The following is an 18,607-nucleotide window of genomic DNA, read 5'->3' as shown; positions in this document are numbered from 1 at the left end:
ACAGCCACCTTAACCGGGTGGTTATTTTTATGCAAATAAAAAGCCGGCAAAAGCCGGCCGTAAAAACTAATTATCTTTATCCAACTTTTTTTTCACGTCGTCAACGGTATCTTCAACCTTTTCCTTGGCATCGTCAAGCTTCCCCTTGACTTTCCCAAGAACGCCCTCTGCTTTTCCTTGTGCTTCTCGGGCTTTATCACCAGTAACTTTACCTTCGACTTCCTTGGCCTTACCGGAGATCTTGTCTTTAGCACTATCGACTTTACCATCTAAACTCATAGATATTACCTCCTTTATGGTGTACATACATTATCACATGTTAATTCGCTCATTTCAATATCTTTTGCTGTTATCAACTAATTAATAATTTATGGAGGTGATTACATTGTCAGCATATACGCGTCGCCATCGCGACCAGTCATACTACAACAAATACAAGCGAGACCCGATCGCCAACGCGTTCTACCAATCGCAAGTGTGGGAGCATATGTCAGCACGAGTCAAGGCCGAGTCGTATAACACGTGTGCTATCTGTGGTCATACCTATGACCAGCCAGGCAAGCTAATCACTGACCACATCGTACCGTTGCGAGTTGACAAGCGTAAGCGACTCGACCGCGACAATCTCTGGTGTCTTTGCCAGGAAGACCACTACTGGAAAACGAAATTGGAAAGCCAAGTATATCAGTCAGAATCATTAATCGAGAATCTCGACACTGCCAAGCGTTGGGATGCTAACGAATGTAAGAAGTGGGTGCTTGAACACTCTTGAATTAGATAAGGATGAAGGCGGTAGGCAAAATGCAGTATTGTTCTATTGTGCAGCATGCCATCATCGGGGTACTTTAGTGCCAGAGAAAGATATGAATCTGATTCATGTAGCCGAATAACTGATTAAAGGAGCTGTGATGGCTCCTTTTTTTCATGCCCAGAATGGAGATGAGTACATGGGCAAGACTCTATATAAGACATGGCAGGAAGCAGACCACTTGGCAATGCTACAAGGCTGGGCCCATGACGGACTGACCGATGAGCAAATAGCCCACAACATTGGCATTCGTCGCACAACTCTCTACGACTGGAAGAAACGTTATCCGGACATTGCCGACGCCCTAAAACACGGCAAGGAGGTTTCAGACTACGAATCGAAAACGACCCTACTTCAAACGTGACAATTGGAATGGTTACCGTCGATGAGGTCACGGAGCTGATTAGTCGTAACGAAGCTGCCATCAAACTGGATCGTGTTGCTTATGCGAAAAAGTACAGAGAGGAACATCCCGACACTCCATACGCATACGCTGCGCAACTTGCAAAGGCAAAAGTTCCGACGCAGGAGCTTGCGGTTACCAGGAAGACCAAGCACGAGTTGCCGCCTGACACTACGGCCCAAATATTTTGGCTCAAGAACCGGCGGCCTGACCTGTGGCGTGACCGGCGGGAGGTTGCCAACCAGGTGAGCGGGCATCTAGACGGGCCGGACATGAGCCATCTCACCACGGCCCAGCTGATGCTATCGCCAACGCGGAAGTTGATGATGACGATGACGGTTAACGTTGCGCTTAAGCGGTACGCCCAGTATGAGCTAGCACGGCGAGATTTCTTCGAGTATGCCCATCTGATGGCGCCGAGCTTCTACCAGCGCAAGCGGGAGTACCTCATCAGCCTGTGTCGTGACCTGCAGGACTTTGTAACAGGAAAGGATAACGTGCTGGTAATCAACCTTCCACCTCGTCACGGGAAGTCCCGCACGGCCAGCATGTTTGTGGAGTGGTTGCTTGGTCGCAGTCCTAGCACCAAGGTCATGACCGGCTCATACAACGAGACACTATCGACGACCTTCTCCAAGGCGGTGCGTAACACGATTCAGGAGGTTAAGGCTGACCCGGCGATTCCTGTGTATGAGGATGTATTCCCCAAGACACACATCAAACAGGGCGACGGGGCCATGAACATGTGGGCTCTCGAAGGTGGCTACAACAACTACCTGGCCACCAGTCCAACTGGCACGGCCACTGGGTTTGGTGCTGACATTGAAATCATTGATGACCTCATCAAGAACAACGAGGAGGCCAACAACGAAACAGTCTTAGACAAGCAATGGAGCTGGTTTACTGACACCATGCTGACCCGACTCGAGACAGGCGGCAAAATCATCATCATCATGACGCGGTGGAGTTCGCTAGACCTAGCAGGCCGTGCACTAGCACAGCTACCGGGTCTAGGCTACAGCGTTAAGCACGTCAATATGAAGGCGTTGCAAGACGATGGCACCATGCTATGCGATGACGTACTGACCCGCGAGGAGTTTGATCGGCGATACAAAACGTTGTCTCCGGAGATTGCCGCAGCCAACTACCAGCAGGAGCCAATCGACCAGCAAGGCCGACTGTACAAGGGATTCAAGACGTACAACCAAGTGCCGATGGACGACGTGGGCAAACCACTATTCACCGGCATTTACTCATACACCGATACCGCGGACGAAGGCTCCGACTGGTTGGCAAGCTATGTTTTCGGCCTATACAACGGCGAGGCATACATCTTGGACGTCACATACACGCAAGCGCCAATGGAAGAGACGGAGCCGGCCGTGGCACAGATGTTTTACACCAACAAGGTCAATCAGGCCACCATCGAAAGCAACAACGGTGGTCGCGGATTTGCGCGTGAGGTGGAGAAGCTGTTGCGCGACCAAATGCACAGCAACCTCACCGTCATTCAGTGGTTCCACAATAATAAAAATAAAAAACGCCCGCATTATCAGCAACGCGCCGTGGGTCATGCAGCACATCTACTTTCCAGCCAACTGGCGCGACCGCTGGCCGGACTTGTTCCATATTCTCACTCGGTACCAACGTGCCGGGAAGAATGCACATGACGACGCCCCAGACGCACTGACGGGCATTGCAGAAATGATTAACGACCAGATTACGTACAGCGACCGTCCTAGCTTGGAAGAACAAGAGGCGCAACTACGTAACATGGGATTCTAAAGGAGGCATTACACGCATGGCAGAAACCGAAGACATCAACGCGCACCTGTGGTCACTACCGGGCAGTAGCCCATTTCAGGTCACCACACCATTGCGCATGCTTGATGGCCACCGCTTCTCGTTTTACAGCAACCGGCAATTCAAGATGCGACCGACGTGTACGAGCATGCGGCAAGTGATCCGGACGCATTGGCAGCAATCGCCACGAAGTTTATCACCGAGCATTATCACGAGCAGGTGTACCGCATCGTGGCGCTCGAGCGATATTATAGTGGTGATAACGACATCCATTACTGGTTTGCCAACAAGGCACGCAACCGGGCGGATAACCGCATTGCCAGTGCTATCACGTCGTACATCACCAACATCCGTGTTGGCTATACATTCGGCACGCCCCTGAAGTTCACATACAACGTGGACGAGGACGAGGGCAAAAACGCGGGTGAAGACCTGACCAAGGCACTAGATGCATTTAACCAGCGCAGTGATGAGCCATACCACGAGAAGATCATGAAGAAGCGACTATCCGTGACAGGCCGCGCCTATGAAATCTTGTATGTGCGGCCAGACACCAACGACCCGATGGTCAAGCCGATTGACCCGAGCAACGCTTTTGTAGTGTATGACGCGACCATCGAGCAACACAGTCTCTTTGCCGTGTACTACTACCCAGTCCGCTTTGATGGCGACGACACCTGGTACGTGACCATCTACACCGACGAGAACACCTACTACTACAAGCCGATGAGCTCACCAACGTCCGAGCTAGTCTTTGACCACGCCGAGCCACATTATTTTGACGCAGTACCAATCACTGAGTACATTAACAATGACGAGCGCATGGGTGATTGGGAGCGTGAGCTAGACGCCATCGACGCATACGACCGTAGCATTTCCGAGATGGCAAACAATCAGGAAGACTTTAGTAACTCCGTTCTGGTGCTAACCGGGGATGTCGATACGCCGACGCACAAGGACGCAAACGGAAACGTGGTCAAGGACCAACCGTCAATCGACAGGCATTCCCTCATCATGTGGCTCAAGCCACGTATTGTAGGTGGAGGCCTGTCCGGGCAAGGTACAACGGTCATCACACCAACAGCGCAGTACCTCACCAAGTCCCTGCCCGCGAACGATTGGAAGATTTACACGGACGCGCTGATGGAGTCTTTCCACAAGTACACCAACACGCCGGACGTCAACGACCAGAACTTTGCCAGTAACGCTAGCGGCGTGGCTATGTCGTACAAACTCTGGGGTAGCGACCAAGAGCGTGCGATTCAGGAGAGCTTGTACCAGCGTGGACTCATGCGGCGCATTCGATTGCTGACCGCGTACTGGCAGAAAGTGGGCGCGGTACCTGCTACCGACGACCCTAACCACATCACGCCGAAGTTCACGGCCAACCTGCCGAAGAACGACGCGGAGACTATCACCACGTTGACCGGCCTGTCCAACACCGGCGACTTTAGCAAGGAGACCATCCGCGAGATGCAACCGGCGTCACCGGGGTAAAGCCAGCCGAGGAGGCTAACCGGGTGCGGGAAGAGCAAGACGAGGATCCGACCATCAGCTTTGCTTCGCCGTTTGACGCGCAACCTGGTCAAGGTGTTGCGGTACAACAGGACAGTAAACCTGACGATCAGCAACCGGATGACGCTAAGCCGGCAGATGACGCGGGTCAAGTACCAAGCGGCGGCAAAAAGCCAGTAGGTGGTGATGGCAATGGCGAAGCATAGTGTCAGCGCATTAGCCAAAGAGATATACGGTGCGAGTGACGACCGGGTAAAGCAACTGCAACAGCTATACACGGCCACGCAGACGCAAATCGTCCAGCTGATAGATCACTTTATCGCGGACGACCGCAACTGGACGAGTAAAGCCCCGGCCAGCGAAGTGCGCGCCTTTATGCAGCAGCTCCAAGCGCTGGCCGACAGCGCGAGCGATGATAGCGCCAAGAAGCTGATGGACGTCACCTTTAACGGCAAGCCGGTCCCGAGCACAAACGGTGACTTGCTGAATGCCAGCATCAACTACGCAATGATTAACCTAGCCCTAGCCAAACAGCGGCAGGTCAGCGACGTATATCAGTCGGTCCCTAATCAGGTGTACGACAACAAGTACAGCAAGCCAGCAAGCATTCCGAAGGGTACCGACCTAAACGCGGCTACTAAGTCTGCACCGGTGTACACGGAGGCTGAACAGAGTGACGCGCTCAAAAAGGCTAACGACGTATTAGGCCGTGTGAGCCTCGTACAGCATGGTACGACCACACACGAGAGTTTGACCACGCCAACCCACAAAACGTCGTCTACCCCACAAAATGGGGCAAATTTGCGGCGTGCAGTGAGCCCGACACCCGGAGGCCGACGATATACGCCGGCACTCACACGGCAGACGCTATTTAAAATCAAGGCCAATTACTACAAGGGCACTGACCCATACAAGGCCATCAACGAGGCCGCGTCGCAAGCCATGCTAAAGCTCAATCATTTGGTCGAGCAGGCCGTGCGTAATCATCAGAAGCCGCAGGACTACACACAACAGGTTATGAGGTTGCTGACCGGCGGTGGCACCAAATCAAACGGCGACATGGGAAAGGCGGCCAGCCTGATTCGGACGCAGGCCGCGCACGTGTATACGCAGAGCAAGCTAAGCCGCTTTAGTGATAACGGCGCCACCCAATACCAAGTGGTGGCCATAGACGCAGAGAGCACATGCGACTACTGCGAGAACGATATGGACGGCACCATCTTTAACATCGATGACGCGGAGCCCGGGCTTAACTGCCCGCCTTTTCACCCAAACTGTCAATGCGACATCATCGAAGTTCCATCAGATAACTACGAGCACGCAAGCATGGTCGATTGAGGCTGTGCTTTTTATATGCCCTTAAACGCTAAAGCGGGCGTAAAAGAACAGGCGGAAATAACGGCCGACGGGCCGTAAACGGAGGTAGTAACCATGGACGAAGCAAACAACGGAGCAAACGCACAGCAGGACGCACAATCACAAGCAAATACAGCCGGTAGCACGGCCGCGTCTGGTGCCGCACAAAGCGCGGGCCAAGCAGGACAAAACAACCAGAACGCAAACAGCGCCGCAAGCGGTGCTGGTACCATCACGACCGAGCAAATGAACGAGATCATCACCGAACGGCTAGGGCGACAGCGTGAGAAGTTGCAGAAGGAATCGGACGAAACGATAGCCAAGAAGGTCAAGGAAGCCCTCGAACGGGCCAACATGACACCAGAACAGCAAGCGGCCGCTGAACAAGACGACCGCGACAAGGAACTGAATCAGCTCAAGGCAGAACTGGCACGTCGTGACCGTAAGGAACACGCCACCAGTGCCGCCCAAGCTGCCAAGATTCCCGCTGAACTGGTGCCATTCCTGACCCGAGGCACGGACGAAGAGACCGACAAGGCCATTACTGACTTCGGAAAGGCGTTTAGCTCCGCTGTCCAATCGGCCGTGGAAGAACGCATGAAGGGACATGGCACACCTGGCGTCGGCTCTCAGACATCTGGCAAAAAGCCAGATGACTTCGGAGCCCGTCTGGCTAAGGCATATGCCCCAAGGAGTGTTGAGCACTCATATTTCAGCAAGTAGACAAGGAGGAATAACGCATGAGTGAAATGCGCACATTTGGCGCAACTACGCAGATTTTGGCATTTGTGGAACCACAGGTGTCTGTCAGCGTGATTGTCGCGGCTGGTGACGTCCAAGCGAATGCACAAGGTCACAAGATTATCCCTGCTGGTACACCAGTCGGGGGTGCAGACAATGTCCTGGAGGAGGACGGCTCCAAGCAAGTAGCAGTTGCCACTGATGCAACCGCACGCGGGGTATTACTGCACGATGTTGATGTTACTAGCGGTCAGGGCAACGGGACGATGTTGATTTTCGGTTTCGTCAACCTGAACCGCATTCCGAACGTAACCATTCCGGACGCTGTCAAGACGGCATTGGACGGCAAGGTAACGTTCCTGGCTCGCAACTAGAAAGGGGCTTAACAAATGAACGGATCTATTTTTGACCTAATTCAGGCCCAAAATGTTGTGGCCTATTACCAGAATTTTCCGCAGTTAGAACCGCCATTCCTTGGGGATGAGTTGTTCCCTGCAACCCAGCAAATGGGTATGAACCTTGAATTTTTGAAGGGTGCCAACAACCAGCCTGTCGCACTGCAACCCGCGGCTTTCGACACGAAGGTCATTCCTCGGCCACGTGAAGGCTTCACAGAGTTCCGTGACAAGCTTCCATACTTCAAGGAATCAACGTACATCGACGAGGAAATTCGCCAACAGTTGATCATGGTACAGAACTCCAACAACCCGGCATACCAGGATATGGTGATTAACCACATCTTCCAAAACGCCACGCAACTGATTAGTGCTGCGGGTATTGCCCGTGAAATTTTGCGTATGGAGGCATTGACAACTGGTAAGGCGACCGTTGAAGGTAACGGCGTGTTTAAGCAGTACGACTACTTTATGCCGGATTCCAACAAGGTCACTGCCAAGAAGGCATGGGACCAAGCGGACTCCAACCCATTGGCCGACATTCGCGACGCTAAGCAGGCGATCAGCTACTCAACTGGGGCAACCATCACCCGCGCTGTAATGAATCAAGCTACGTGGAATACTCTGCTAGCCAACGAAACTATTAAGGCTACGTTGCTGTCTAGCTCTGCAAATGCGTCTGCTGCTGTGGTTCTGGACGGTCAGCTGACCACGTTCCTGCAGTCCAACACGGGCATTACCTTCGCCGTATACGACAAGGGTTACAAGGACGCGTCTAACAAGCTGCACCAGTACATTCCAGACGGCATGGTTGTCTTTCTGCCAGCCGGTAACCTTGGTAACACAGTCTTTGGTACAACTCCAGAAGAAGCTGACCTGCGTGGTTTGTCTGTCGCTAACGTTGCACTGACTGACACCGGTGTTGCGGTCACGACCATGGCCCAGCCTGATCCTGTTAGCGTTGAAACTAAGGTATCCCAACTGGTCGCACCATCCTTCCCGCTGGTCGACAGCGTATACGTACTGTCCGGCCTGATCACGCCCCCAAAAGCGTAGTGCCTGACTCCGGCACCGACGATGGTACCGGGGAATCAGGCGAGACAACGCCGCCAGCCGCTAATCCAGCAACCGGTATCAAGATGAGCCAGGCGACCGCCTCGATGAAGGTTGGCGATACTAAGCAGGTGACTGCAGTAGCTGACCCGGCTAATGCTGATGATGCAGCTAATGTTAACCAGGCAGTCAAGTATGCGTCTAGCGACGACACTATCGCAACCGTAGCCGCAGACGGCACTATTACGGCCCTTAAGGAAGGCACTGCCACTATCACGGCATCCAGTGGTAGCTTTACGGCTACGGTCAAGGTTACTATCGCGGCCGCAGCATAAGGAGGTGGCCTGAATGGCAACTGACACCCAAAATGAAGTCCTAGTTGACGTCCAAACGGCATTGGACATTGACACGGCAGACGCAGCCAAAATCAAGACGATTAGTCTATATATAAAACTGGCTTGCAAATCCGTGGCTCTAGTCACAGCCGAGACCTGGGACAACCTACCAGGTGAGCTAAGCGGGGTCGTCACCGAGATGGCCCTGGCTAAGTTCGCTAAGCGCGGCGACGAGGGTAAAACCTCCAGCGGCGAGGAAGGGCTGTCTGCCAGTTGGAATGTGGACGACTTATCACCGTACATGACCCAGCTCAAGGCGTACAAGGACGCCAAGGACAGCGGCGGCAATCTCAACGAATCGGGGATGGTGATGAGCTTTGACTAGTACACGAGACGTGTATCTGTTGGCAGCATACCAAAAGCCATCTCCGCGCAACGCACACGACACCGTGACCGGCTACAAGGTGGTGGACACCATCAACTTTGCCAAGGTCAACAACACGGGACCACAGCTCCAGAAGAGCCTGTTTGCTGGTGATGTGTACAGCGACGTGAAGACGGTGGTCGTACCTGGTCACCCCAAGGCTGACCGACTGGCCTTTGCTGATGAGTATGACCCGGATAACGAGACCGGCATTGTTTATAACGTAACTCTAATTAGACCGCACTCAAATGTGACGGCCTTTTTTGCGGTCAACACTAAGGCGACGCTACTAAAAGGTGGTGTCTAGTCATGACCAATTGGGTAGAGGTTGGCCGCAAGCTACGGCCGGTAATCCAGTACCGCACCGAAGCCAAAGGCGTGGAAAAGTTGGACGCGTACGCGAACCTGTTTGATCTCGCCGGCCTCAACGAGACTGGGCGCAAACTCCATCAGGCACGCGCTGACATTGACCGCAACCTGCAAAACCTGCTCCATCACATGGGGGCATTAGCCGTCGAAGAAGCGGTAAAGCAAGAGCGCGGCATGGTCGGTCATGGCCGGAGCGGGTACGTACCTACTGGTAATTTAATGCGGTCGATTGATCAGCACGATGACGACGGAGTGACCCAGGTCTATCCGGACGCCACCGCGTCTGATGGTGAGACCGAGTACGGCGGCTTTGTGGAGACCGGCACCCGCTGGCATCCTGAATCCACACCGTACATGGCGCAAGCAAACGCCACACTGCAAAAACGCACACAAGAAGAATTGGACGGTCTAGCGAAATTCGTGTTTGGGGGTGAGTAGATGGCCGACGAAGAGATGTTACCTAGCACTGATTTAGTGCTGGGCATTAAGCGTGCCATGGCCGAGCTAGCCAACACGGTGATGACCGCACAGGAAGTCACGCAAGCCGATAATGCGGGCTCGCAAATCGAGTATCCGCTTATCGTGGTGCAGCTTCCAATCAAAAACGACACGGCGGACTACCGCAATGCCCAGGTCGGCCGCTACACCGCGGAAGTAGACCTATACTGGCCTGCAGGTGAGCAGTTTGACCTACTGGACACGCTGGACGAGGCGGAAAACACACTCAAGCGTCTGCCGCTGTACCAGCACCCATGTATGTACGTACGCGGGACTGCCAGTCGTACCCAGCCGGTCACCGACACCACGACAGCCGTCACCTTACTACACGGAACTATTTCACTGACGTACCAAATTTACGAAATTTATCTAACAGGAGGAAAAGTTAATGGCTGATGTATCATCCGGCAACGTTGGCACGGTTCAACCTGTACTTGCCGATAAAATCATTTACTACTACAAACTCGACACTTGGCCAAAGGATCACGTGGCTAACATGCTCGGCTTGCAGGGGGCATCGTCTGGTACTAACACGCGTACCGTGACTAGTACCGCGTTGAAGCAGACCAACATCAAGACGATGGGGTCCAACACATCCCAGCGCACGGTGGCTGCTTATTTCCAAAAGAACGACGGTATTTATCAGGACATGGAGAAGGCCCAGCGCTTTGGGATCACGGTGCACTTGTACCGGGTCGACCTCAACACTGTTTCTGGTGCCAGCCCCACCCGCACGGCCGAGGTTGAGTACTCACAGTGCCTGCTTGGTGCTTTGCCCCCACAGGAAGCACTGGCCAGTATCTTTAACGCTTCTCTGGCATTTGAAGTCCAGGGCCAGCCAGTTAAGGGCGTCCTCTCCGAATCTGAATTCGAAGAAGGCGCCTTTGACTTGGGCGAAGCTCTGTACGGATTGATCGCTCCTACTAGCGCTGGTGGTGCTACTGACAGCACCTACACCAACGCCAATGCTGCCAAGCCAACTCGTGAGGAGGGCGATGACAAGTACATGAATCCAGAGCTCAACTCATCCGTGCTGAATTTTGGCACTGGGTCAAGTGCTGACACGTCTCCGGCAAGCACAGCAGCTTCATCTGCACCATCTAGCGCAGCTTCTAGTGAAGGTAAGTAATTGAATTAACGGCGTGACACGCATCTTGATGGCAGGCGTTGGCCTGTCATCTTTTTTTTATTAACCGAGGAGGTAAAGAATATGCAACTCACAATTGGCAACAAGGACTACGACGTGAAATTCACGTTTGCTAGCCTGCTGGCTTGGCGCGACTTGGCTAAACAAGACACTGACAGCAAGGGTCTGGATGATAGCGGCGTTTATGATCACCTGTTTACTGGCTTAGCAAACGACAATCCAATGGCCGCTACGCAAGTACTGTATGGCGGTTTGGCACACATGAAAACGCGGCCTAGTTTCCAGAAGGTGTTCGACGCAGTCAGCGATTTGCTGAATGACATGACTGCCGAGGAACTGTGTACCAAAATCGTCGGGGAAATTGGTGCCGCAGGTTTTTTTTCAAAGCCCAGCTACACCAGTGGATGACGACGCTGGAAAGCGCACGTTCGGTGGCGCAGGAAATGGGCAAGCAGATGGACGTACCGGGCAAGGATGCGACCAAGGAAGAGCTGGACAAGTACAACGAAACGATGTACCAGCTAGGCTATCAGGAGAGCACCGCGCGGACGTTATTCGACGCAATGTCAAGCAAAATCAATGGTACCGAAGCTACCTCGTCGCAGCCCGACAGCGAGCAGGAATAACCAGCATTGCCGATTTTGACCAGCTAAATCCTTACCTCCTCGACGCAATGATTGAGGGCAAAGAACGTGCTGACCTCGACGACGCTGCACGCACAGCGTCGCTGAACGGATTACTGGTGAGCCCGGTATATCTGGCTGATATGGACGACCAAGCCTCGCAGACAGTCAATAACGCTCTGCAAGATTACATGGACAAGTGGGAAGCCGAGATTAAGCACGACCACCGGGACATTAACGACCAGACCCTGCGGCAGGAAACTGCACAGGCGGACGCTTTCGCCCAGGTCTTTGCCATGCGTAAATCCTTGAAGAGAGGAGGGAAAAATTAGTGGCTATTTACGATAACGTCTTTCGATTCACCATCGATGGCAATGCAGAGAACGGGCTGCGGGCCATCTTGGGCGAGTACGAGAAGCTAAAAAAATGCGACCGGCGCGGCCAACGACATGGGCCATTTTGCGGAGACCATCAAGACGTCCAGCAAGTCGGCCGAGGGTGCGGTTAGCGCCCTGCAAAATGAAGTCAAAGACCTGCCGGCCGATAAGCGGCTCAAGATTGAAGCCGCCACTAGCGAAGCCAAGAGCGGCATTAAAGACGTCAACGAGTCGGTAGACAAGCTGCCGAAGTCCAAGCAGGTAATCGTGCGGACCGAGACCACCAACGCCAAAACGGGCGTGCGGGAAGTCAAGGAATCACTCGAGAACCTACCAAACAACACCAAGGTCAAGGTATCGGCCAACACTACCGGTGCCAACGAGGCCTTGAAGGGCACACAAAAGGAACTGGCCGAGACCGGCTCTAAGGCCAAATCTACGGGTAGCATTCTGGGCGGTGCCTTTGGTGGCACGTTGATTGCTAACGGGCTATCTACGCTAGGCTCCAAACTGGTTGAAGTAACCAAGAATGGCCTTGAGCTAGCCGAGCAAGGCGAACAGACCGAACGTGTCTGGGAGAACTTGGGTGCGGGGTCCAAGGGCGCGGCTGAAATGTCGGCTCAGATGGTTGACCTTCGTGCCAAAACCGGATATGCAGCCGGTGACATCAAGAAGATGCAACAGCAATTCTATGGTCTGACCGGTAGTGTGGACAGCGCCAAGAACCTCACCGAAGCACTGGTGGGGGTTGGTGTCGCGTCCGGATTGTCCGGTGACAAGGTAGGCAAGCTAGTCCGTTCAATGGGCCGGCTATTCTCATCTGACAGCGTGACGTCCTCACAGCTTGCTCGGATAGAGACGCAAGCGCCAAAGATGGGCAGCGCACTGGCCGCGGCTGCTGGCATGAGTCAAGACGCGTTTAACAAGATGGTATCGGACGGCAAGCTCACCGGATCCGCGTTTGAAGACCTGGTTGAAAAGGTGTCCAAGCAGTCACCCGCCGCGTTTTCGGTCTTTGGCAAGACCGGACAAGGTGCCATCGCCCAGATTAAGGGTAGTTGGATCAGCGCCCAGTCTGTCTTTGGACAGAAACTAGTCGACACCCAAAAGACTGGTCTTACCGACGTCGCCAACTTTATGAAGTCTAAGGACTTCCAAGGGTTACTGGGCGACGCCGCAGAAGGCTTGGGCAAGATTGCTGACAAGATTGTTGACGTTCTCCGCTACGTCGAGAAAAATAAAGGTTCCATATCCGAAATCGCCAAGGCTACCGGCTCAATCATCACGGATCTGCCAAGGGCGCATGGGACCTCGTAACTGATTTCTTGCACACAGTAACTGGCACCAAGACCGGCGGAATCAAGGGCGTAGCCGAAGCTATGCGAAAAATAGCGGAGCACCACTCCGAGATTGAGACCGTTGGCAAGGTGCTGATTGCTTTGTTTGCCGCGTCGAAGGTCAACAGCCTGTACAAGGACTTAGCCGGACTCGCTGGTATTAGCGGTAGTAAGGGCATTATCGGTGACCTGATTAAGCTGGGTGCTTCGGACGTATTTACTAAGGCTGGCGCATTAAAGGGGCTTAAGAACCTTGCACAAGTGCCGGCAATCTTACTAAGGGTGTTGGTAAAGTTACGGCGACAGTAGCCATCGCTTACGATGCAGTCACTGATATTGCCGACCTCAAGAAGGCCTTTAGTAAGGGTGGCAAGATGTCCGATAAATTCACCTCGGTTGGTGAGTCCGCCGGCACGCTTATTGGCGGCGGCATTGGGGCATTCTTTGGCCCTGGTGGTGTTGCCATTGGTGCAACGATTGGTAAGGCGGCCGGCAAGTGGGCCGGTCAAGCGTCAAAGGAATTTACGGACGGCTGGAACAAGGCCGGTCGTGGCGCAAAGCCGCCTGAAGGACTGATTCCCAAGGCCGGTTACTATGCCCGCAAGGCCGGAGACGCGGTCGTAGAGTACACCAAAAACATGGGCAAGGCCGTGAAGAAGTACGGGCCAACCGTGCTCAAGGCGTTTACCGGTATCTTTGGCGGTGTTGCCACGTGGTTTCTGACTGACACCAAGGCCGGTAAGGCTGCTACCAAGTGGGCTCAAGGCTTCGTCCAAGACGTAAAAAAGAAGGGGCTCACCAAGACCATCAGTGACGACTACGACAAGCTAAGCAAGTCCGTGGCCACCACGTACAACAAGATGGCCAAGAACACGACCAACTGGTTTAACGACCACGAGAAGGCTACCAAGAAGTGGGCTAGCTCACATGCTAAGGACTGGTCCAAGGACTGGAACGGCTTCAAAGATTCGATGGGCGATAAGCTTAACGACATGAAAGATGGTGCCTCAAACTGGGGCTCCAACGTCGAGAAGTGGCGGAGCAAGTGGTCGTCATCGTTTGGAAAGAGCTGGTCAAGTCACTGGAACAGCGTCAAAAACTGGATGGGCGATTCCTTAGACAGTGCACGTGATCACGCAGGCTCATGGGGCACTAGCCTCAACAAGTGGTGGGGTTCTTTCTCCACCGGCTTTGGCAAAGGCTGGCGCTCCATGTGGTCTGGGCTTGGTGATTTCTTCAGCAGCATTTGGGACGGCATCAAGGACACCGCCAAGAGCGCGATGAATGTCTTAATTGGCATTATCAATGGTGGGATTGGTGGCATTGATACCGTCATCCACTTTTTTTTGGTGGCAAGAAAGAGACCATCAAGAAGATCCCTAAGCTGGCAACTGGTACTGGCTACCACTCCGGTGGCTTAGCCATGGTCAACGACCAACCGGGCCCACTGTACAAGGAACTGCTGGAAGACACGTCTACCGGGCAGCTTGGTATGGCAGAAGGTCGTAACACTGTTCTCGACCTCAAGCTGGTACCAAGGTCTACACCGCGGCCCAGACGCAAGCCATCATGTCGATGGCTGGCATGCCGCACTACGCTGGTGGTACTGATGGTGAGGGCTTCTTCGACAAGTTTATCGACACGGCCAGCGGCTTTATCAAAGGCGCAGCGGAGAAGATTAAGCAGATTGCCGAGTACGTCGCGCACCCAGTGCAGGCGGTCGAGAAGCTGTTCGACAGCAAGACCAGCTTCCCGGGCACCGGTATCGGGTCCATGTTCCAGGACGGATCGCACTACATGATCAAGCAGGGTGAGAGCTGGTTTAAAGGCTTGTTCTCCGCCCTCAAAGATGGGCTGGACTTTGGCAGCGCCCGGGGCAACTACAACCCGGAGATGATTGAGAAGGCCGCGCGGGCAATGAAGGTTGACCCGTCGGCTTCCTTTATCAAAATGCTGCAGGCGACTATCCAGTCTGAATCTGGTGGTCGCAACGTGGTCCAGCAAATCCACGATGTGAACTCCGGCGGTAACGAGGCCCGAGGCATTTTGCAGTACACGCCGGGCACATTCCGGGCCTTTGCGGTTCCGGGCCACACCAACATCATGAATCCTTACGACCAGTTGCTCGCGTTCTTCAACAACTCCGACTGGCGTAACTCAATCGGGCGCACGACCATCTGGGGCGTTAACAAAATCGATTGGCTACATTCGGGGCCGCAAGGTCACCGGCGTATGGCCAACGGTGGCAAACTGACGCACCCAGAAGTAGTGCTAGCCGGTGAAGATGGCGATGAATGGGTGGTTAACCCAAGCAAACCAAACGCCATGCACTTGGTCGCCGGTCTAATGGCTGACATCCAAGCCAAGCAACCGCACGCCACACTAGCCGCGCCTGCATCAAGCACGGGTGCAACATTTCGGCCAGCGCCTGTTGTGCAGAGCGACAGTGCGGCTGGCGGTAGCAGCTTGCTGGGCATGGTTTCCAAACTGGTAACCGCCACTCAAGCACTGCTCGACAAGGACACTGACATCTATCTTGACCGGCAAAAGGTCACGAAGGAAGTCAACAAACAAAGCAAAGCCGACGTCAACGTTTTGACGGCTCAAGGGGGATGAGGATAATCACCGTACAAGTTTTAAGCACCATTGCGGACAAGCCACACGCTTACCGCTTTAACGAGACTGACAACTGGCTGATGTTTGACCCCTACGAGGTCGCCATCTCGGCCAACGGTACCAACTGGCGTAGTAGCTATGACGAGCCTGACCTTAAGGACATCTACTGCTACGGCGTCGACATTGCCAAGGCCACGCCGGTCGACACCCTCCGGACGTTTTCCGGGACCGATGGGCAGACGATTGACTCGACGCGGTACGAAACGCGCGCCATCACGGCTCACTTTCTGGCGAAGGCCATCACCGCAGAAGATGGTGACCTAGCAAGCGACGCGCTTCAACGCTTCTTTGCTAGCCGCGACCCATTTTGGTTGGTGTTTGGCGGTCGCTTTGGTCAGCCGTACAAGCGCTGGCTGGTAAAAGCGGGCGTGGTTACGGTGACTGCAGCTAACGAGCAATCCGCATTGATTGACGTGCCTTTCACCAATTTGACCGGGTACGCACGGAGCGTGGTTAATTCGGTCGAATTTGCCGCCCACCCCGAGCTTTACGGGGGCTTTGGCATAAACTTACCGGCTGGCACTAGCTACGCTTATACGAGCTCTCAATGCGACGTGTACAACCCGTCAGACATCACCGTCGACCCACTCAAGCAACATCACGACTTGACCATCACCATCAAAGGTGCGGGCAAGCCAACCATCACCAATGCCACGACGGCACGGAGTTTGCCTACACTAAAACACTCACCGCGTCCGATACGCTGGTGTTATCCCGCGCAAATCCCTATCTCAACAATTCGCAGGACGGCATCAACTCCGACCATGGTTGGATCGAGCTAGCACCTGGTCACAACACCATTACGGTGGCAGGGCTCACCAACCCACAGGTGACTTTTGACTTCGCCTGGTACTTCCTGTGATTGATGTCATCGTTGTGCGAGATAGGGCGCACACGCACGAGGAAATCATCACGGGCATGGATGTCTCCAGCATTTCGGTGGACGTCGAGATGGACACCACAAATCAAATATCGTTTACGGCTTACAAGCTGTCAGATAATCTGATGGCTTTTTCTTTGCTCTTAAACGAAGCACAGGTCAAATGGCACGGGCAGTGGTACACGGTCAAGCAGTGCGACTTGAGTATCAGCGGCGGCATACCCACCAAGCGATAACCGCCATTGCGGTGGGCTTTGGCATTACGGACGTGCGGCCAAACATCACGCCGTGGGAGGTCACTGATACCACGGACGCGAATGGTAACACGATTACCGCCGTGCCACGTAAATACACGGTCGAGCAAATCATGTCGCTGGCGCTGGACGGTAACGCCTATGGTTACTCCTACAAAATTGTGGGCGGCACGGACAGCGTGGAGCTGACCAGCATGGACCGGCAAAATGCGTCCGACATGCTTAAAACCTATATCATCGACGACATGGGCTGGGTAATGACGTTTGACAACTACGTCATCACGGTAGAGTCGCTGGACAGCTTCAAACGGGACACCGGAAAGGTCATGCGCTACTACGGGCAGACTGACACGTCCACCATGTCCAACGATTCAACGAGCATTGCTAACGCCGTACGACTGTACGGAGCAAACAATCAGTATCTCGGTGAATACACCGATACCGATAGTATCGCTCAATATGGAAAGCACTACGGCGACGACATCACCAGTGATACAGCCACATCCGCCAGCGCGCTTAACTCCGCCGCGGCCAAGTCACTCAACACGACGGCAATTCCTACCTCGACGATACAGACCAATACATCGGCCAGTGGGACGACCTCGAGCTGGGCGAGATGGTGCAGTGGATCATGGAGCCATTGCATGTCCCAAAAGATGATGGTGGCGGGCAAGTCCGGTAGTCCATATACCGGTGACCCCATCACCATCACGTGGACGAGTGGAAACACCAACAAGGCAAACGTGAACAGCATGCTAGACCTACAGGCACAGATAAGCAAGCAGGTATCGATGCTAAGTAAGACCGCTGCAAATGCCCAAAAGGGCGGCAGTGGCACAACCAGCGTCGATATGTCGTGGACACAGGAAGGGGTGAACCAGGTTGGCAGCTACTTTAACGACAATTGACATCTCGGAGTACCAGATTGATAGCAAGATGGATTGGCCGGGACTGATTGCCGCCGGGGTTACCTCCGTCATCATTCGGCTGTCGCATGGCCACACGCAAGACAAAGAGGCGGCCGCGCATATCGCGAGCGCTAAAAAGTACAACCTGCCATGGCATGGCTACCACTTTTACGAGGGCTCGTCTGGCGAGGTTGAGTACAGTGCCAGCATGGCCACCCAGCTTGGACTGCCCTCCACGTCGTATCTTTTCCTAGATTTTGAGGACAGCGACATCGGCGGTGACTGGTCAGCCCAGTTCTACGATTTCCGCAACAGCTGGCTGGCCAAAGGGTGGAAGGTTGGCCTATACACGGGTGATTACAACTACACGCATAAGGCTTCGACGACGACGAGCTGACGGCCGATGGCGTGTACCGTTGGATCGCGTCATACAGCTATGAGCCAGCAAACTATGACGCTTGGCAGTACACGTCTACGGGTTGTCTTGGCAGTTACACAAGCAACCTTGACCACGATTATGACCGGACTGGCAAGCTTTCGTATGTGGCACCAGCCGTCACAACCGACCCCTTCGAACCACCAGCACCAATCGCCGGCTCCATGGTCGGCATTGGCTTCGATTCAAGCCCTGTTGGTGGTGACCGCTCATACGGCTACACGACCGACGGTAAGAATTTCTACGCGGCCATCACGCCGTGGGGCTTT

The 18,607-nt window shown here is 54.0% G+C and carries 27 protein-coding genes and 1 pseudogene; 27 read left to right on the top strand and 1 reads right to left on the bottom strand.

Annotated elements, in window-relative coordinates; all coding sequences use genetic code 11:
• Window positions 1-66 precede the first annotated feature (66 nt).
• Window positions 67-279, bottom strand: coding sequence for a CsbD family protein (locus JCM12539_RS10725; RefSeq protein WP_054651386.1), 213 nt, complete (start codon window positions 277-279; stop codon window positions 67-69).
• A gap of 208 nt (window positions 280-487) precedes the next feature.
• Between JCM12539_RS10725 and JCM12539_RS10720 the strand changes: the two genes are divergently transcribed.
• The 27 genes and pseudogenes from JCM12539_RS10720 to JCM12539_RS10595 all read left to right on the top strand — a co-directional run.
• Complete coding sequence (locus tag JCM12539_RS10720; protein WP_225350358.1) at window positions 488-772, top strand: HNH endonuclease signature motif containing protein; 285 nt, start codon at window positions 488-490, stop codon at window positions 770-772.
• 175 nt (window positions 773-947) lie between these two features.
• Window positions 948-1,172, top strand: a complete 225-nt coding sequence (locus JCM12539_RS10715; protein ID WP_156302184.1) for a helix-turn-helix domain-containing protein — start codon at window positions 948-950, stop codon at window positions 1,170-1,172.
• Window positions 1,173-1,543: 371 nt separating this feature from the next.
• Window positions 1,544-2,996, top strand: a pseudogene (gene terL, locus JCM12539_RS10710) (phage terminase large subunit).
• A gap of 156 nt (window positions 2,997-3,152) precedes the next feature.
• Window positions 3,153-4,511, top strand: coding sequence for a phage portal protein (locus JCM12539_RS10705; protein WP_054651380.1), 1,359 nt, complete (start codon window positions 3,153-3,155; stop codon window positions 4,509-4,511).
• A 23-nt stretch (window positions 4,512-4,534) separates the two neighbouring features.
• Window positions 4,535-4,735 (top strand): hypothetical protein, encoded by a 201-nt coding sequence (locus tag JCM12539_RS10700; protein ID WP_054651378.1) that lies wholly within the window; start codon window positions 4,535-4,537, stop codon window positions 4,733-4,735.
• Entirely contained in the window at window positions 4,722-5,867 is a 1,146-nt protein-coding gene (locus tag JCM12539_RS10695) for a minor capsid protein (protein WP_054651376.1), read from the top strand. Before JCM12539_RS10700 ends, JCM12539_RS10695 begins: the two co-directional genes overlap by 14 nt.
• 93 nt (window positions 5,868-5,960) lie before the next feature.
• A complete protein-coding gene (locus JCM12539_RS10690; protein WP_054651374.1) occupies window positions 5,961-6,608 on the top strand; it encodes a DUF4355 domain-containing protein in 648 nt (215 codons plus the stop codon).
• Window positions 6,609-6,625: 17 nt separating this feature from the next.
• On the top strand, window positions 6,626-7,000 hold the full coding sequence (locus JCM12539_RS10685; protein WP_054651372.1) for a hypothetical protein: 375 nt from the start codon (window positions 6,626-6,628) through the stop codon (window positions 6,998-7,000).
• A gap of 15 nt (window positions 7,001-7,015) precedes the next feature.
• Entirely contained in the window at window positions 7,016-8,077 is a 1,062-nt protein-coding gene (locus tag JCM12539_RS10680; RefSeq protein WP_054651369.1) for a major capsid protein, read from the top strand.
• Window positions 8,077-8,409, top strand: coding sequence for an Ig-like domain-containing protein (locus JCM12539_RS10675; protein ID WP_225350357.1), 333 nt, complete (start codon window positions 8,077-8,079; stop codon window positions 8,407-8,409). The genes JCM12539_RS10680 and JCM12539_RS10675 overlap by 1 nt, the downstream gene beginning before the upstream one ends.
• Window positions 8,410-8,422: 13 nt before the next feature.
• Entirely contained in the window at window positions 8,423-8,794 is a 372-nt protein-coding gene (locus tag JCM12539_RS10670; protein WP_054651367.1) for a phage head-tail connector protein, read from the top strand.
• Window positions 8,787-9,140: a hypothetical protein gene (locus JCM12539_RS10665; protein ID WP_156302183.1), complete on the top strand. Its 354-nt coding sequence runs from the start codon at window positions 8,787-8,789 to the stop codon at window positions 9,138-9,140. The genes JCM12539_RS10670 and JCM12539_RS10665 overlap by 8 nt, the downstream gene beginning before the upstream one ends.
• A 2-nt stretch (window positions 9,141-9,142) precedes the next feature.
• Window positions 9,143-9,640, top strand: coding sequence for a hypothetical protein (locus JCM12539_RS10660; protein WP_054651363.1), 498 nt, complete (start codon window positions 9,143-9,145; stop codon window positions 9,638-9,640).
• On the top strand, window positions 9,641-10,096 hold the full coding sequence (locus tag JCM12539_RS10655) for a hypothetical protein (protein WP_054651362.1): 456 nt from the start codon (window positions 9,641-9,643) through the stop codon (window positions 10,094-10,096).
• Complete coding sequence (locus JCM12539_RS10650; protein WP_054651360.1) at window positions 10,089-10,829, top strand: hypothetical protein; 741 nt, start codon at window positions 10,089-10,091, stop codon at window positions 10,827-10,829. Before JCM12539_RS10655 ends, JCM12539_RS10650 begins: the two co-directional genes overlap by 8 nt.
• A gap of 81 nt (window positions 10,830-10,910) precedes the next feature.
• Entirely contained in the window at window positions 10,911-11,255 is a 345-nt protein-coding gene (locus tag JCM12539_RS10645; protein ID WP_054651358.1) for a tail assembly chaperone, read from the top strand.
• A complete protein-coding gene (locus JCM12539_RS10640; protein ID WP_054651356.1) occupies window positions 11,252-11,473 on the top strand; it encodes a hypothetical protein in 222 nt (73 codons plus the stop codon). The genes JCM12539_RS10645 and JCM12539_RS10640 overlap by 4 nt, the downstream gene beginning before the upstream one ends.
• 47 nt (window positions 11,474-11,520) lie before the next feature.
• On the top strand, window positions 11,521-11,802 hold the full coding sequence (locus JCM12539_RS10635) for a hypothetical protein (RefSeq protein WP_054651354.1): 282 nt from the start codon (window positions 11,521-11,523) through the stop codon (window positions 11,800-11,802).
• Between the two features lie 117 nt (window positions 11,803-11,919).
• The gene (locus tag JCM12539_RS10630) at window positions 11,920-13,164 is read left to right on the top strand and encodes a tape measure protein (RefSeq protein WP_054651352.1); all 1,245 of its coding nucleotides are present in this window, start codon (window positions 11,920-11,922) and stop codon (window positions 13,162-13,164) included.
• Window positions 13,165-13,226: 62 nt separating this feature from the next.
• The gene (locus JCM12539_RS10625) at window positions 13,227-13,493 is read left to right on the top strand and encodes a hypothetical protein (RefSeq protein WP_156302182.1); all 267 of its coding nucleotides are present in this window, start codon (window positions 13,227-13,229) and stop codon (window positions 13,491-13,493) included.
• 65 nt (window positions 13,494-13,558) lie between these two features.
• Entirely contained in the window at window positions 13,559-14,605 is a 1,047-nt protein-coding gene (locus tag JCM12539_RS10620) for a hypothetical protein (RefSeq protein WP_054651348.1), read from the top strand.
• Window positions 14,606-14,753: 148 nt separating this feature from the next.
• Window positions 14,754-15,800, top strand: a complete 1,047-nt coding sequence (locus tag JCM12539_RS10615; RefSeq protein WP_054651345.1) for a lytic transglycosylase domain-containing protein — start codon at window positions 14,754-14,756, stop codon at window positions 15,798-15,800.
• Window positions 15,797-16,642 (top strand): phage tail domain-containing protein, encoded by an 846-nt coding sequence (locus JCM12539_RS10610; protein WP_054651343.1) that lies wholly within the window; start codon window positions 15,797-15,799, stop codon window positions 16,640-16,642. Before JCM12539_RS10615 ends, JCM12539_RS10610 begins: the two co-directional genes overlap by 4 nt.
• 136 nt (window positions 16,643-16,778) lie before the next feature.
• On the top strand, window positions 16,779-16,976 hold the full coding sequence (locus tag JCM12539_RS15330; protein WP_369396108.1) for a hypothetical protein: 198 nt from the start codon (window positions 16,779-16,781) through the stop codon (window positions 16,974-16,976).
• Entirely contained in the window at window positions 16,904-17,902 is a 999-nt protein-coding gene (locus tag JCM12539_RS10605; protein WP_054651342.1) for a phage tail protein, read from the top strand. The genes JCM12539_RS15330 and JCM12539_RS10605 overlap by 73 nt, the downstream gene beginning before the upstream one ends.
• Complete coding sequence (locus tag JCM12539_RS10600) at window positions 17,877-18,299, top strand: GH25 family lysozyme (protein ID WP_054651340.1); 423 nt, start codon at window positions 17,877-17,879, stop codon at window positions 18,297-18,299. Before JCM12539_RS10605 ends, JCM12539_RS10600 begins: the two co-directional genes overlap by 26 nt.
• Before the next feature lie 11 nt (window positions 18,300-18,310).
• Window positions 18,311-18,607 (top strand): hypothetical protein (locus JCM12539_RS10595; RefSeq protein WP_225350355.1); only part of this gene is annotated, 297 nt, incomplete at its 3' end.

This window comes from Lacticaseibacillus pantheris DSM 15945 = JCM 12539 = NBRC 106106 (assembly GCF_001311175.1).
GTDB lineage: Bacteria > Bacillota > Bacilli > Lactobacillales > Lactobacillaceae > Lacticaseibacillus > Lacticaseibacillus pantheris.
Note: the sequence above shows the minus strand (reverse complement) of the source record. Positions and strands in the feature narration are given on the sequence as shown.

What these genes read in the sequence shown, in the direction of transcription:
- JCM12539_RS10725 (WP_054651386.1), bottom strand. Translation starts at nt 279, where the DNA reads ATGAGTTTAGATGGTAAAGTCGATAGTGCTAAAGACAAGATCTCCGGT.
- JCM12539_RS10720 (WP_225350358.1), top strand. Translation starts at nt 488, where the DNA reads ATGTCAGCACGAGTCAAGGCCGAGTCGTATAACACGTGTGCTATCTGT.
- JCM12539_RS10715 (WP_156302184.1), top strand. Translation starts at nt 948, where the DNA reads ATGGGCAAGACTCTATATAAGACATGGCAGGAAGCAGACCACTTGGCA.
- JCM12539_RS10695 (WP_054651376.1), top strand. Translation starts at nt 4,722, where the DNA reads ATGGCGAAGCATAGTGTCAGCGCATTAGCCAAAGAGATATACGGTGCG.
- JCM12539_RS10690 (WP_054651374.1), top strand. Translation starts at nt 5,961, where the DNA reads ATGGACGAAGCAAACAACGGAGCAAACGCACAGCAGGACGCACAATCA.
- JCM12539_RS10685 (WP_054651372.1), top strand. Translation starts at nt 6,626, where the DNA reads ATGAGTGAAATGCGCACATTTGGCGCAACTACGCAGATTTTGGCATTT.
- JCM12539_RS10680 (WP_054651369.1), top strand. Translation starts at nt 7,016, where the DNA reads ATGAACGGATCTATTTTTGACCTAATTCAGGCCCAAAATGTTGTGGCC.
- JCM12539_RS10670 (WP_054651367.1), top strand. Translation starts at nt 8,423, where the DNA reads ATGGCAACTGACACCCAAAATGAAGTCCTAGTTGACGTCCAAACGGCA.
- JCM12539_RS10660 (WP_054651363.1), top strand. Translation starts at nt 9,143, where the DNA reads ATGACCAATTGGGTAGAGGTTGGCCGCAAGCTACGGCCGGTAATCCAG.
- JCM12539_RS10655 (WP_054651362.1), top strand. Translation starts at nt 9,641, where the DNA reads ATGGCCGACGAAGAGATGTTACCTAGCACTGATTTAGTGCTGGGCATT.
- JCM12539_RS10650 (WP_054651360.1), top strand. Translation starts at nt 10,089, where the DNA reads ATGGCTGATGTATCATCCGGCAACGTTGGCACGGTTCAACCTGTACTT.
- JCM12539_RS10645 (WP_054651358.1), top strand. Translation starts at nt 10,911, where the DNA reads ATGCAACTCACAATTGGCAACAAGGACTACGACGTGAAATTCACGTTT.
- JCM12539_RS10640 (WP_054651356.1), top strand. Translation starts at nt 11,252, where the DNA reads ATGACGACGCTGGAAAGCGCACGTTCGGTGGCGCAGGAAATGGGCAAG.
- JCM12539_RS10635 (WP_054651354.1), top strand. Translation starts at nt 11,521, where the DNA reads ATGATTGAGGGCAAAGAACGTGCTGACCTCGACGACGCTGCACGCACA.
- JCM12539_RS10630 (WP_054651352.1), top strand. Translation starts at nt 11,920, where the DNA reads ATGGGCCATTTTGCGGAGACCATCAAGACGTCCAGCAAGTCGGCCGAG.
- JCM12539_RS10625 (WP_156302182.1), top strand. Translation starts at nt 13,227, where the DNA reads ATGCGAAAAATAGCGGAGCACCACTCCGAGATTGAGACCGTTGGCAAG.
- JCM12539_RS10620 (WP_054651348.1), top strand. Translation starts at nt 13,559, where the DNA reads ATGTCCGATAAATTCACCTCGGTTGGTGAGTCCGCCGGCACGCTTATT.
- JCM12539_RS10615 (WP_054651345.1), top strand. Translation starts at nt 14,754, where the DNA reads ATGTCGATGGCTGGCATGCCGCACTACGCTGGTGGTACTGATGGTGAG.
- JCM12539_RS10610 (WP_054651343.1), top strand. Translation starts at nt 15,797, where the DNA reads ATGAGGATAATCACCGTACAAGTTTTAAGCACCATTGCGGACAAGCCA.
- JCM12539_RS15330 (WP_369396108.1), top strand. Translation starts at nt 16,779, where the DNA reads ATGGATGTCTCCAGCATTTCGGTGGACGTCGAGATGGACACCACAAAT.
- JCM12539_RS10605 (WP_054651342.1), top strand. Translation starts at nt 16,904, where the DNA reads ATGGCACGGGCAGTGGTACACGGTCAAGCAGTGCGACTTGAGTATCAG.